A 13,393-nucleotide genomic window follows, 5' to 3' on the forward strand; every position below is an offset into this window, starting at 1 on the left:
TCACGTGTAACTAAGCAGTAACAAACATGTTAAAAAACAATAATAAGGAGCTGTTATGCCTTGGATGTATGCCGTTGCCGGTTTACTAGTCGGAGTTATTTTAGGGGTCGCTATTTCTCGTCTCATGACACCTGAATACAAAAAACAAAAGAACGTACAGAAAGAATTAGATAGCGCAAAGTTTGCCCTTGAGCAGCAGCGACAAGAGCTGGCTGATCACTTTGCGAAATCAGCAGAAATGTTGGACACATTAGGTAAAGACTACACAAAACTGTACCAACACATGGAAAAAACAAGCTCAGAGCTGATTCCTAACCTGCCAGAGCAAGATAACCCGTTTGTGAAAACAGCCGCTGCCCATTCGGACAAGCCACAAGAGAAGTCTTCAACAAAAGAGGCGACACTTGAGGAACAACCGAAAGATTACGCTAATGGCGCAACCGGTTTATTTACAGAGCAGAAGAAAGAAATCATGGATGCTCCCGATGTTGTAACAGCAAAAGCATCGTAAACATTTAACACTTCTGTGAACTTTACAAAGGTTTTTGAGTCATAACTTTCACTCAGGTCATTTGAAACTTCTCATACTTATTAAACGTATAAGAGGGTTAAGACCTTAACTAGAGAGGAGTTTATGATGAAAAAACCTTTGCTTGCTTTATCAGTACTGACTTTAAGCTTAAGTTCAATCATCACCCCCATTCAAGCAACAGCCGCACTGCCATTAAGTGTGGGTAATGAACAATTACCGAGCCTTGCTCCGATGCTTGAACAAGTGACCCCCGCTGTGGTTAGTATTGCCGTAGAAGGCAAACAGGTACAACGTCAGCAAATCCCTGAACAATTTCAATTCTTTTTTGGTCCAGAACAAACACGAGAGCGTCCATTCCGCGGATTAGGTTCTGGTGTCATCATCGACGCCAAGAAAGGTCATATCGTGACCAATTACCATGTCATTAATGGCGCGGACGATATAAAAGTAAAACTGCATGATGGTCGAGAGTACGATGCTGAGCTTATCGGCGGCGACCAGATGTCTGATATCGCACTGCTAAAATTAGAAGAAGCCAAGAACCTTACCCAGATAAAAGTCGCAGACTCAGACAAACTAAGAGTTGGTGATTTTAGTGTCGCGATCGGTAACCCATTCGGGCTAGGACAAACCGTGACATCCGGTATTGTTTCTGCACTTGGTCGTAGCGGCCTGAATCTAGAAAACTTTGAAAACTTCATTCAAACCGATGCAGCAATCAACAGCGGTAACTCTGGTGGCGCGCTAGTGAACCTTAACGGTGAGCTAATTGGTATCAACACCGCCATTCTTGGCCCTAACGGAGGTAATGTCGGTATCGGCTTTGCAATCCCTTCTAATATGATGACAAACCTGACAGAACAAATTCTCGATTTCGGTGAAGTAAAACGCGGCATGCTTGGCGTTCAAGGCGGAGAAGTAACCTCTGAATTGGCAGAAGCACTCGGTTATGAATCAAGTAAGGGCGCCTTTGTTAGCCAAATTGTCCCTGACAGCGCAGCAGATAAAGCAGGACTGAAAGCGGGCGATATTATTGTCTCTATTAATGGCAAACGCATTGATACCTTCAGCGAGTTAAGAGCTAAGGTCGCAACACTCGGCGCTGGTAAGCAGATTGAGCTGGGTGTGGTTCGTGACGGTAAGAGCAAAACCTTTGATGTGACGCTTGGTGAATCCACCAATAATAAAACACAGGCTGAGAAGCTCCATGAAGGACTGGCCGGTGCTGAGTTAACCAACACAACCGAGAGTGACTCGGCAACGGGCGTCAAGGTATCGAATGTTGCTCAAGGCTCACCAGCCGAAGCCTATCAACTTCTGAAAGATGACATCATCATCGGGGTAAACCGCCAAACGGTTAAGAACCTTGCTGAGTTTAGAGAGATTCTTGAAAAACAACCTGGTGTACTGGCGCTTAATATCCAGCGAGGCGACCGAACTATCTATCTTGTAATTCGATAGTCTTACGTCAGCGCAATTACAGGGAGGCCCAGTAAGTTTGCTTTAAACTTACTCAGTCTCCCTTTTCTTTAGATCAATCAAAATGCTATGCTTCACTTGTAATCAAGTCAGTCATCCATTGATGGAGGCTTCACACCTTACTTGTTGAAGAGGGAAACATGCTGTCCTTTCTATTTCGTTCTATTTCCCTTGGACTCGTTTCAGCGGCGCTTATTCTTCTCGCATTTCCGAGCTTAAGACCAGCGATTGTTGCTGACGTCACTAGCCCTAAAGTCGATAATATTGGCTCTCTTCAGATTTCATTTAACCAAGCAGTTCGCCGTGCGGCACCTGCAGTGGTTAACATTTATAGCCGTAAATACGCTGAAAGCGATCGCAACAAATTGCTCACTCAAGGTTTGGGTTCTGGGGTAATTGTCAGCGAGAAAGGCTACATCATTACTAACTTCCATGTTGTAGCTCAAGCAGACCAAATAGTTGTGGCACTTCAAGATGGCCGAGTAGCAGCTGCGCAATTGGTTGGCTCAGACAAGCGTACCGATATCGCGATACTTAGAGTCAGCGGTGATAACCTACCGGTGATCCCACTCAATCCTAATTACAAAGCCAACGTCGGTGATGTAGTACTGGCTATCGGTAATCCATACAACCTAGGTCAAACAACAACCTTTGGTATCATCTCTGCAACCGGCCGTTCTTCGATCAGTGCCGATGGCCATCAAGCCTTTATCCAGACCGATGCGGCAATCAATGAAGGTAACTCAGGTGGTGCGCTGGTGAACTCACAAGGTGAGCTAGTCGGTATCAATACCGCGTCTTTCCAGCAAGCTACCGACATGGAAACCTATGGGATCTCATTCGCTATCCCCTATCCGCTTGCTAATAAAATCATGGAGAAGATCATCGCCGATGGTCGTGTGATTCGTGGCTATATTGGTATCGATGGACAAGACATCAATTCGGTGACGTCACGTTTACTTGGTACTAAGAACATAGGCGGGATCGTTGTATTGGGCATAGACCCGAACGGGCCAGCAGCTGATGCAGGCTTTGAGGCACAAGATATTATTGTCAGTATCAATAACACCCAAGTTAATGGACGACAGAGTGTTATGGACATCGTTACCGACCTGAGACCGGGTACAGTTATCGATGTGGGTATATTGCGCCAAGGTGAAAACAAAACCTTAAAGGTGACCATCGCAGAAGATACTCGCCTGTAGAGCAAACGATGTGAGCAGTGATTCAAGCTGCTAATACACAAGTACAAAAAACCCAGCTCATAGGCTGGGTTTTCTTTTATCTAAAGATTGTTTCAAGTATCTCTACGATTCACTTTGCTCTTCGATATCAATGCGAGTCACTCGCTGCAGTCCTCTAGGCAGTAGGCCACCACGACGACCACGTTCACCACGGAAGTTTTCAAGATCCGCAGGTTTCAAGCCAAGCTTACGTTTACCGGCGTAGATAGTCAGCGTCGCATTCTCTGGGATAGCCATAAGATGCGAGACAAACTCTTCACGCTCTTTTGCTTTCGCAGAAGGGATGTTGATGATCTTGTTGCCTTTACCTTTGCTCAGCTGAGGTAGGTCTTTAATCGGGAACAACAACATACGGCCTTGGTTAGTAATCGCCAGAATCTGGTTACTGTCCAAGTCAGCAATAGGGCTTGGCATCATCACTTCAGAAGCTTGTGGCAAGTTAACCAAGGCTTTACCGCTCTTGTTCTTAGACAGCAGATCGCTACCCTTACAAACAAAGCCATAACCTGCATCAGAACCGACTAACCATAATTGTTCATTCTCTCCCATCACCACTTGGCGAATAGAGGTACCCGGGCTTACGTTCAAGCGGCCTGTAATGGGTTCACCTTGGCTTCGTGCCGACGGTAGTGAATGTGACTCAAGGGAGTAGCTTCGGCCATCACTGCCGAGGAACACCGCTTGCTGGTTACTCTTACCCTTAGCACTCGCTAAGAACTTATCACCCGATTTGTAGTTCAAGCCTTCAGCGTCCACTTCATGCCCTTTGGCATGACGAATCCAACCTTTCTCAGACAACACAACCGTGATTGGTTCGCTTGGTACTAAGTCGCGCTCTGTTAGCGCTTTCGCTTCAGCACGCTCAATCAGAGGTGAACGACGATCATCGCCGTATTTATCCGCATCTGCTTGGATTTCTTTCTTGATCAGCGTATTCAAGCGACGCTCTGAACCGAGTAGCTTTTCAAGCTTTTCACGTTCAGCTTCAAGCTCTTCTTGTTCCGCTCGGATTTTAAACTCTTCTAACTTAGCTAAGTTACGAAGTTTAATATCAAGAATCGCATTGGCTTGAATTTCAGAAATGTTGAAACGGCTCATAAGGACAGGACATGGTTCGTCTTCTGTACGAATGATCTCAATCACTTCATCGATATTAAGATAAGCAGCAAGCAAACCTTCTAAGATGTGCAAACGTGCTAGTACTTTATCTAAACGGTACTGCAAACGACGGCGAACCGTTGTACGACGGAACTCAATCCACTCTTTCAGGATTTGAACTAAGCCTTTAACTTGAGGACGGTTATCTAAACCAATCATGTTCAAGTTAACGCGGAAGTTTTTCTCTAGATCCGTCGACGCGAACAGGTGACTCATCAATTGGTCACAGTCGATACGATTAGAACGAGGAACAACAACGATACGCGTTGGGTTCTCGTGATCAGATTCATCACGCAAGTCGTCAACCATTGGCAGCTTCTTAGCGCGCATCTGGTTAGCGATTTGCTCAAGTAACTTCGCACCTGACACTTGATGAGGTAAAGCCGTGATAACAATATCAGAGCCTTCCTTGTGCCAAACCGCGCGCATCTTGATGCTGCCACGTCCAGTACGGTAGATCTTTTCGATGTCCGATTTCGGAGAGATAATCTCAGCTTCTGTCGGGTAGTCTGGACCTTGAATGAAACCCATCACGTCTGAAAGCTCAGACTTAGGCGTATCAATTAGGTGAATGGCTGCATTAGCGACTTCACGCACGTTGTGTGGTGGAATATCGGTCGCCATACCTACCGCGATACCAGTGATACCGTTAAGCAGGATATGAGGTAGACGGGCAGGCAACATTTGAGGCTCTTTCATGGTGCCATCAAAGTTTGGTTGCCAATCAACAGTGCCTTGACCTAGTTCACCTAGAAGAACCTCAGCAAACTTAGATAGTTTCGCTTCGGTATAACGCATCGCAGCGAACGATTTCGGGTCATCCGGAGCACCCCAGTTACCTTGACCATCGACCAATGGGTAGCGGTAAGAGAAAGGCTGCGCCATCAATACCATCGCTTCGTAACAAGCAGAGTCACCGTGTGGGTGATACTTACCTAATACGTCACCAACGGTACGTGCTGATTTTTTGTATTTCGATGCAGCCGATAAGCCCAGCTCAGACATCGCGTAGATAATACGACGCTGTACTGGCTTCAAGCCATCACCGATATACGGCAATGCACGATCCATGATCACGTACATTGAGTAATTTAAGTAGGCATCTTCGGTGAACTTGCGCATTGGCAGCTGTTCAACGCCATCATATGTAATTTCGTTAGACATCCATTATACCTCGGCCATATCACCGTTAGTCTGTAGCCATGTACGGCGATCATCTGCACGTTTCTTACCAAGCAGCATGTCCATCATCTCGTTGGTCGCTTCGCTGTCATCAATCGTTAACTGAACAAGGCGACGAGTGTTTGGATCCATGGTGGTTTCACGCAACTGAAGTGGGTTCATTTCACCCAGACCTTTGAATCGTTGCACGTTGATCTTGGCTTTCTTCTGCGATAGTCGCTCAAGCACACCGTCTTTCTCTGCGTCATCAAGTGCGTAGAACACTTCTTTACCGCAATCGATACGATACAGAGGAGGCATTGCCACATAGATATGACCCGCTTCAACCAAAGCATGGAAATGACGAGTAAACAATGCACATAGCAGTGTCGCAATATGAAGACCATCCGAGTCCGCATCGGCAAGGATACAGATCTTACCGTAACGCAGGCCGGATAAATCATCGTTGTCCGGGTCGATACCCAGAGCTACCGAGATGTCGTGCACTTCTTGTGAGGCCAATACTTGGTCTGCTGACACTTCCCATGTATTTAGGATCTTACCGCGAAGTGGCATCACCGCTTGAAACTCACGGTCACGTGCTTGTTTAGCAGAACCACCCGCCGAGTCCCCTTCCACGAAGAAGATTTCGGTACGGCTTAAATCTTGAACTGAACAGTCAGTTAGCTTACCCGGCAGTGCTGGGCCTGAAGCGATTTTCTTACGCACAACCTTTTTGCTTGCGCGCATACGGCGGTGTGCATTCGCAATACAAGCTTCTGCTAGCTGTTCTGCCAGTTGTGGCTTTTCGTTCAACCACAGGCTAAACGCATCTTTTACCACACCAGATACAAACGCAGCAGTTTGACGGGAAGACAAGCGCTCTTTTGTTTGACCAGCAAACTGCGGATCTTGCATCTTCACCGATAGTACGTACGAACAGCGATCGAAGATATCGTCGCCCGTTAGCTTAACGCCACGCGGCAGAAGGTTACGGAATTCACAGAACTCACGCATTGCATCAAGAAGACCTTGGCGAAGACCGTTTACGTGTGTACCACCTTGTTTAGTCGGTACTAAGTTCACGTAACTTTCGGTGATCATGTCGCCGCCTTCTGGCTGCCAGATGATCGCCCAGTTTGCCATTTCTGTTTCAGCAACAAATTCGCCAACATACGGTTCTTCAGGCAGCAAGGTGTAACCTTTCACGCCTTCGGCAAGGTAGTCTTTTAGACCATCTTCATAGAACCATTTATGCTCTTCACCACCGACTTTGTCTATAAAGGTAATTTCTAAACCTGGGCAAAGCACTGCTTTTGCACGTAGGTTGTTAATCAGACGAAGTGTCGAAAATTTAGGGCTATCGAAGTACTTAGGATCAGGCCAGAAATGTACTGATGTACCGCTGTTACGATGACCACAAGTGCCCGTTACAGTAAGTTCTGTTACGGCATGACCGCCTTCAAGTGCGATCTCGTGAACTTGACCTTCTCGGCGTACGGTCACTTCAACACGTTTTGACAGCGCGTTTACAACCGAGATACCTACACCGTGCAGACCACCAGAGAACTTATAGTTGTTATTCGAGAATTTACCGCCAGAGTGGAGCTTAGTTAAAATCAGCTCAACACCTGAGATCCCTTTTTCAGGGTGAATATCGACAGGCATACCACGGCCGTCATCGGTAACTTCTAACGATTGGTCTGCATGAAGTACCACTTTGATCTTCTTAGCGTGTCCCGCTAGTGCTTCATCGACCGAGTTATCAATGACTTCTTGGGCAAGGTGGTTAGGTCTTTCTGTCTCGGTATACATTCCCGGGCGGTGTCGCACAGGATCGAGACCTTCAAGTACCTCGAGGTCTTTTGCATTATATTGTTCAGTCATAATACGGAGTTTACTCAAAAAGTTTGCGTCAGTTCGCTGGCTCCAGTTTCACTAAAGCAGAATCATTACTATGAACCGTCATAGTAGAGCGAACGAGCGAAGTATTGGGGAATATAGTCTGGAAGCTGAGTAATGATGTCAAGCTAGTTCAAAAACTAAGACATCAAACTATGATATTTCACCATTGATAGATGAAATAACAGGCAAACAAGAGAAAATCACTTGGTTGGTGGAACAGATTAAAGATTTAGAAAGGTGATGATTTGTTGTGGGTAGCGTTCAAAATCAACAAAGCTATGATCCCCGCCCTCTTCTACTGTCTGTGTTGCACCTTGGTACTTCTCTACCGCTTGTCGGTAATCCAGAACTTCGTCTTCCGTTTGCTGAAGTAACCAGAAGTCGCTCGGCTTAGCGATAGCCGAAACCTCTAACGCCTTCAGTTCATCAATATGCTTTGTTTCCAGTACATATCGTTCATCTGTGTATGGGTTTACTTGTTCACCTAAATAGTCAGCAAGAAGCTCATAAGGCTTCACTGCAGGGTTTACAACCACCGCTTTAAAACCATAGTGGCTATTCAACCATGTTGAAAGATAGCCACCCAGCGAGCTACCGACCAACGCTATTTGATATTGCTCTTTGTATTGCTCCACCAGCTGCTGTAAATGAAGTGCCGCTTGCTGGGGGAAACTCGGCAGTTGAGGGGTTACAACTTTAATATCAGCGCGATGCTTCGCACAGTAATCTGCCATCACATTCGCTTTATGAGAACGTGATGAGCTGTTAAACCCATGAATATAGAGAAGTAGTGATGGCTTATTAGCTTGTTGATTAGAGCCTTGCATCAATAACCACCTTCATTAGTAACCAGCAGCCTTAAAATCAGGCAAGAACTGCCCATGAGGCAAACGAGAAACTTGCGTGCTAACGGTACCGTCTTGATGTAATTCAATCTCTCTCCAACCCGGAGACAAAGTATCAACCGCGAAGTCATCTGAGTTAGGTTTGAATTGCACACAAGTCGATGGGGTTGCCATGACTTGTACACCATGATGATCTCGGTTCATGTCTTGATGAACATGACCACAAAGTACCGCTTTAACATTGGTGTGCTGTTGAACCACATCCCAAAATTGATCGGCGTCTTTTAGGTTATGTTGATCCAACCATGCGCTGCCAACCAACAATGGATGGTGGTGCAATAGAACCAAGGTATTACGTTCAGGGAACTCCGTCAGCTTTTGTTCTAACAGATCAAGCTGTTGATCGCTGAGGCGACCATGAGGCACACCTACCACCTGCGAGTCTAGCATCACCATCTGCCAGTTATCGCCTAGCAAGACATGCTCAACACACTGTATTTGTGGTGATGGTAAAACACTGCCCATATTAGGCTTAAAGTCATGGTTCCCTGGCAGCCAATAACATGGCTTTTCCAAAGGTTGAATCCCTGACTCAAATTTCTGGTACGACTCAGCACTGTGATCTTGAGAGATATCACCGGTTGCTAAAATCGCTTGATAGTCAAAGCCCTGACTAACAATGCCATCGACTACAGCACGAAAGCTATCTTGAGTGTTGATGCTTAATAAGCTGCCATTGCTCGGCGCAAATAAATGCGTGTCCGTTAGCTGCACAAGCTTAATAGTGCTCTCATCAAATTTTGAAGTGTGTGATAATTCCAAAATAACAAATCCAGATACGTTACTGTTTAGACTTTAAAAGTGTTGATAAATAGGCTCAATTAAAAGGCAATTGGGGTTCGGCTGATACCAGTTTTTAAACAAAACGTTAACCATTCCCCAAGAAATTTATTCAATTGAAATTTCTCGTCCTTTTGCAGAAGCTTAGTGTTGGGATAGTCATATTTCGCTTTGACTCGCGAAAAATCCCCGCTAGCGCACACTTCTGCAACTCGAGCGTCGTGATATAGCCTGACAGACATTTTTGGCAAAGGAAACACTGGCATCGCGTCACTCTGACATATATCTATTAATGTGGTGTATTTTGTGACCTCATTCACTGTCAATTGATACACCATATTAACGGCTTGGTAACAGCGAACGTCACCAACCTCATGCCCAACCGGTAACAAAGCGTTCAGTTTGGCATAGTTAGTCTCGTAAACTCGCATCAATTCAGCAAGATCAACATGATACGGTTTTTTGACCGCGATATTTGGCATGACGTTAATCTATCCACTCTGACTGTAATTCTTGGTAGTTCAATTGTAGCCACTGTAGCGCAATGATTGTGGCTCCATTTTCAAATACACCATCTTTTACCAACTGATAAGCAGCTTCGCGACTCATCACTTGTACACGAATGTCTTCACCTTCGTAGTCCAACCCGTGTACCCCTTTGGCTGTCGTTGCATCAACACAGCCAACAAAGACGTCGAGCTTTTCAGAGCAACCACCAGATGAAGGGTAATACGAAGTAATAGGCAACACAGATCCGACTTCGACTCCGGCTTCTTCCATCGCCTCACGACGAGCGACATCTTGTGGTGATTCATCAGTATCAATGATCCCAGCAACAATTTCGTATTGCCATGGGTTCTCATGCTCTAGGGCACCGACACGGATCTGTTCAACGATCACAACTTCATCACGCACAGGATCATAAGGTAGCAAAGCGGCAGCATGTCCACGCTCAAACATCTCACGCTCTATTGGTTGGCTCCAGCCTCCCTCAAACAGTCTATGTTTAAATGTGTACTTAACCATTTTGAAAAAACCACGAAACAGCGTCTCTTTTGAGACTATTTCCACATCTTGCGGAGTAAACTCATGTCGTTGATTGTCATACTGTTGCATTTGGTACCTCACTAAGTGATCTTTATAGTTTACTCATTGTCCGAGTTAACTACCAAGGATAAGGTTCAACTTTTTATATAAAATTTATAATTAAAGTTAAGTTTTAAAAAATAAATATTGCACAAGTGGACAGTTAACTGTAAAAAAGTGCAAAGTTTCGAGTAAATTACCACCAAACTGGGTTAAACTCTTTTAAAGAAAATTCCATAAAAGGCAGGAATAGGAAAATGAAAAAACTGCTTCCACTATTTATCAGTGCAGCAATTGGCAGCCTGAGTTCGTCAGCTTTTGCTGATACGCTAGCTGAAGTTTACGACCAAGCAAAACAGAACGATCCACAACTTCTTCGTTCAGCAGCGCAGCGCGATGCCGCTTTTGAAGCAGTAACGTCAAGCCGTAGCTCTTTGTTACCGCAAATTAATCTAACAGCTAACTACGATATTAATCGTGGTGACCGAAGCGATATCAGCAATGATAACAACCAATGGGGTGTTGGCATTGGTTTCAGTCAGGAGCTTTACCAGCGTTCTTCTTGGATCACTCTAGACACGGCAGAGAAAACTGCTCGTCAATCTGATTCAGCTTACGCGGCAGAACAACAAGCCTTGATCCTTCGTGTTGCGACAGCATACTTCGAAGTGCTTCGAGCTCAAGATAACCTAGAGTTTGTTCGTGCAGAGAAAGCAGCAGTTGCTCGTCAACTAGAGCAAACTAAACAGCGTTTTGAAGTAGGTCTTTCAGCAATCACCGATGTGCACGATGCGCAAGCTCAGTACGATGGCGTTTTGGCTGATGAAGTTCTTGCAGAGAACGACCTAACGAATAGCTACGAAGGTCTACGCGAGATTACAGGTCAGGAACACTCTAACCTAAGCATCCTAGATACTGATCGTTTCTCAGCAAGCAAATCTTCTGAATCTGCAGTTGCACTTGTTGAACAAGCTGAACAAAAGAACCTTAGCTTATTGGCTGCACGTATCTCTCAAGATGTAGCGAAAGATAACATCTCTCTAGCAAGCTCTGGTCACCTACCAAGCTTAACGTTAGATGGTAGCTACGGTCTTGCAGAACAGACAGACAGCTCTAACAGCGTAAATGACTACGACTCTGACAACCTAAACATCGGTTTGAACTTAGTTGTACCTCTATACACAGGTGGTAGCACAACTTCTTTGACTAAACAGGCTGAATACAACTACGTTGCAGCAAGTGAAGATCTAGAAGCGACTTACCGTAGTGTTGTAAAAGACGTACGTGCATTCAACAACAACATCAGTGCTTCGATCGGTGCTCTACGCGCTTACGAACAATCTGTAGTTTCTGCTCAGTCTGCTTTAGAAGCAACAGAAGCTGGTTTTGATGTAGGTACTCGTACTATCGTTGACGTACTAGATTCGACTCGTCGTCTATACGATGCGAACAAAAATCTTTCAGATGCTCGTTACAACTACATCCTAAGTGTCCTTCAGCTTCGTCAAGCAGTTGGTACGCTAAGCGAACAAGACATTGTTGATGTAAACGCAGGTCTAAAAGTAGCAAGTAAGTAATTATTAATTACTTAAGTTACCCCTACAAAAATGCCGCTCATTGAGCGGCATTTTTATTATCTATTGATAAGCGAATTCTCAACCTAACTCAAAGTTAAGCCTTGAGACTAGAAAACGAGAAGGCTAAGAGTTAGCCTCGACCACCTTTAATCGCTTTAATGATTTCAGTGGTAGAGCAACCATCTTCAAAGTTAAGTACTTTCACTTCACCACCAGCTGCAATCACTTCCGCACCACCAGCGATCTCTTCAGGTTTGTAATCACCACCTTTCACAAGAATGCTTGGCAGTACCTCAGAGATTAAACGTTGAGGGGTATCTTCAGAGAATGGTACAACCCAATCAACTGCACCTAAGCCAGCCAATACCGCCATACGACGATCAGTTGGGTTCACAGGGCGACCTGGGCCTTTCAAGCGTTTCACTGATTCGTCTGTATTCACCGCAACGATCAAACGGTCACCAAGCTCAGCCGCGTGATTCATGTAAGAAACATGACCAGCATGCAGAATATCAAAGCAGCCATTGGTCATAACCACTTTCTCGCCTTTCGCACGAGCACGCTTCACCGCTTCAACCAGTGCCGCTTCAGAGATAACGCCGTAGTCTGTGTCTTGGCTACCGTGAATCGCTTCCGCTAACTCAATCGTAGACAGTGTAGATGTACCCAGCTTACCTACTACCACGCCCGCAGCAGCGTTCGCCAGTGCACACGCCTCGTCCAGTGGTTTACCAGCAGCAACAGAAGCCGCCAGTACCGAGATAACCGTATCGCCAGCACCCGTCACGTCGTACACTTCTTTCGCTTGAGTCGGCAAATGGAATGGTTCTAAACCTTTGCGAAGCAGCGTCATACCATGTTCACTACGAGTCACCAACAAAGCTTCGAAATCAAACTCTTCGATCAGTGCGAGTCCTTTTTCGATCATTTCTTCTTCAGATTTTACTTTGCCAGCAACCAACTCGAACTCAGCCATGTTTGGCGTCAGTAAAGTCGCACCACGGTAGCGTTCGAAGTCTGCACCTTTCGGGTCGATAAACACAGGAACTTTTGTTGCGCGTGCTTTTTGGATAAAGCTCTGCACGTGCTCCAACGCACCTTTTGCGTAATCAGATAGAATTACCGAGCGCACATTTGGCAGCGCTTGCTCCATACGAGATAAAACAAGCTCAGGATCCGTATTCTCGAATTTATCTTCAAAATCAAGGCGAATTAGCTGCTGACCACGGCTCATCACACGCAGTTTAGTAATGGTTGGGTAATCTTCTAACTCAACGAAATCACATTTAACCTTTAGTGCGCCTAAGGTATTTTTTAACACCTCAGCCGGCTCATCTTTACCGGTCAAACCAACGATATGAGCATGCCCACCAAGAGAAGCAATATTCATTGCTACGTTAGCTGCACCACCGGGACGCTCTTCGTTATTTTCTACTTTTACAACGGGTACAGGTGCTTCTGGTGAAATACGGCCAGTTGGACCATACCAGTAACGGTCAAGCATTACGTCACCGACAACAAGAACGCCTGATTGGCTGTAGTCAGGTAGAATTGGTTTCATTATGG

Annotated in this window: 11 protein-coding genes; 4 read left to right on the top strand and 7 right to left on the bottom strand. The window is 45.5% G+C overall.

Going from position 1 to position 13,393, the window contains the following annotated elements:
• Positions 1–55: 55 nt before the first annotated feature.
• The 3 genes from zapG (at position 56) to degS (ending at position 3,216) form a co-directional block, all read left to right on the top strand.
• Positions 56–511: a Z-ring associated protein ZapG gene (zapG, locus tag AB4484_RS00780; RefSeq protein ID WP_048618218.1), complete on the top strand. Its 456-nt coding sequence runs from the start codon at positions 56–58 to the stop codon at positions 509–511.
• A 126-nt stretch (positions 512–637) separates the two neighbouring features.
• A complete protein-coding gene (locus tag AB4484_RS00785; RefSeq protein WP_048609680.1) occupies positions 638–1,993 on the top strand; it encodes a Do family serine endopeptidase in 1,356 nt (451 codons plus the stop codon).
• A gap of 158 nt (positions 1,994–2,151) precedes the next feature.
• Entirely contained in the window at positions 2,152–3,216 is a 1,065-nt protein-coding gene (degS, locus tag AB4484_RS00790) for an outer membrane-stress sensor serine endopeptidase DegS (protein WP_081230859.1), read from the top strand.
• Positions 3,217–3,318: 102 nt separating this feature from the next.
• Here the strand turns inward: degS and parC are convergent, their stop codons facing one another.
• The 6 genes from parC to nudF form a co-directional block, all read right to left on the bottom strand.
• A complete protein-coding gene (gene parC, locus AB4484_RS00795; protein WP_017067236.1) occupies positions 3,319–5,577 on the bottom strand; it encodes a DNA topoisomerase IV subunit A in 2,259 nt (752 codons plus the stop codon).
• Positions 5,578–5,580: 3 nt separating this feature from the next.
• Positions 5,581–7,461, bottom strand: coding sequence for a DNA topoisomerase IV subunit B (gene parE / locus AB4484_RS00800; protein ID WP_017061428.1), 1,881 nt, complete (start codon positions 7,459–7,461; stop codon positions 5,581–5,583).
• A 239-nt stretch (positions 7,462–7,700) separates the two neighbouring features.
• Positions 7,701–8,306, bottom strand: coding sequence for an esterase YqiA (gene yqiA, locus AB4484_RS00805; RefSeq protein WP_372075983.1), 606 nt, complete (start codon positions 8,304–8,306; stop codon positions 7,701–7,703).
• Positions 8,307–8,321: 15 nt separating this feature from the next.
• Positions 8,322–9,146, bottom strand: coding sequence for a 3',5'-cyclic-AMP phosphodiesterase (cpdA, locus tag AB4484_RS00810; protein WP_372075985.1), 825 nt, complete (start codon positions 9,144–9,146; stop codon positions 8,322–8,324).
• Between the two features lie 59 nt (positions 9,147–9,205).
• A complete protein-coding gene (locus AB4484_RS00815) occupies positions 9,206–9,646 on the bottom strand; it encodes a DUF1249 family protein (RefSeq protein ID WP_008222561.1) in 441 nt (146 codons plus the stop codon).
• A gap of 4 nt (positions 9,647–9,650) precedes the next feature.
• Positions 9,651–10,280 carry an ADP-ribose diphosphatase gene (gene nudF, locus AB4484_RS00820; protein ID WP_017061425.1) on the bottom strand — a complete coding sequence of 210 codons (630 nt, stop codon included), beginning with the start codon at positions 10,278–10,280 and terminating at the stop codon, positions 9,651–9,653.
• Between the two features lie 227 nt (positions 10,281–10,507).
• On the opposite strand from nudF, the gene tolC reads away from it, so the two are divergent.
• The gene (tolC, locus tag AB4484_RS00825; RefSeq protein ID WP_050635030.1) at positions 10,508–11,827 is read left to right on the top strand and encodes an outer membrane channel protein TolC; all 1,320 of its coding nucleotides are present in this window, start codon (positions 10,508–10,510) and stop codon (positions 11,825–11,827) included.
• A gap of 130 nt (positions 11,828–11,957) precedes the next feature.
• Here the strand turns inward: tolC and hldE are convergent, their stop codons facing one another.
• Positions 11,958–13,388: a bifunctional D-glycero-beta-D-manno-heptose-7-phosphate kinase/D-glycero-beta-D-manno-heptose 1-phosphate adenylyltransferase HldE gene (gene hldE / locus AB4484_RS00830; RefSeq protein ID WP_372075987.1), complete on the bottom strand. Its 1,431-nt coding sequence runs from the start codon at positions 13,386–13,388 to the stop codon at positions 11,958–11,960.
• Between the last annotated feature and the right edge of the window lie 5 nt (positions 13,389–13,393).

This window comes from Vibrio sp. 10N.261.46.A3 (assembly GCF_041472995.1).
In the GTDB taxonomy this organism is placed as follows: Bacteria; Pseudomonadota; Gammaproteobacteria; order Enterobacterales; family Vibrionaceae; genus Vibrio; species Vibrio coralliirubri.

Excerpts from the sequence above, each read along its gene's own strand:
- nudF (WP_017061425.1), bottom strand. The coding sequence starts at position 10,280 with ATGCAACAGTATGACAATCAACGACATGAGTTTACTCCGCAAGATGTG.
- zapG (WP_048618218.1), top strand. The coding sequence starts at position 56 with ATGCCTTGGATGTATGCCGTTGCCGGTTTACTAGTCGGAGTTATTTTA.
- parC (WP_017067236.1), bottom strand. The coding sequence starts at position 5,577 with ATGTCTAACGAAATTACATATGATGGCGTTGAACAGCTGCCAATGCGC.
- tolC (WP_050635030.1), top strand. The coding sequence starts at position 10,508 with ATGAAAAAACTGCTTCCACTATTTATCAGTGCAGCAATTGGCAGCCTG.
- parE (WP_017061428.1), bottom strand. The coding sequence starts at position 7,461 with ATGACTGAACAATATAATGCAAAAGACCTCGAGGTACTTGAAGGTCTC.
- hldE (WP_372075987.1), bottom strand. The coding sequence starts at position 13,388 with ATGAAACCAATTCTACCTGACTACAGCCAATCAGGCGTTCTTGTTGTC.
- yqiA (WP_372075983.1), bottom strand. The coding sequence starts at position 8,306 with ATGCAAGGCTCTAATCAACAAGCTAATAAGCCATCACTACTTCTCTAT.
- AB4484_RS00785 (WP_048609680.1), top strand. The coding sequence starts at position 638 with ATGAAAAAACCTTTGCTTGCTTTATCAGTACTGACTTTAAGCTTAAGT.
- AB4484_RS00815 (WP_008222561.1), bottom strand. The coding sequence starts at position 9,646 with ATGCCAAATATCGCGGTCAAAAAACCGTATCATGTTGATCTTGCTGAA.
- degS (WP_081230859.1), top strand. The coding sequence starts at position 2,152 with ATGCTGTCCTTTCTATTTCGTTCTATTTCCCTTGGACTCGTTTCAGCG.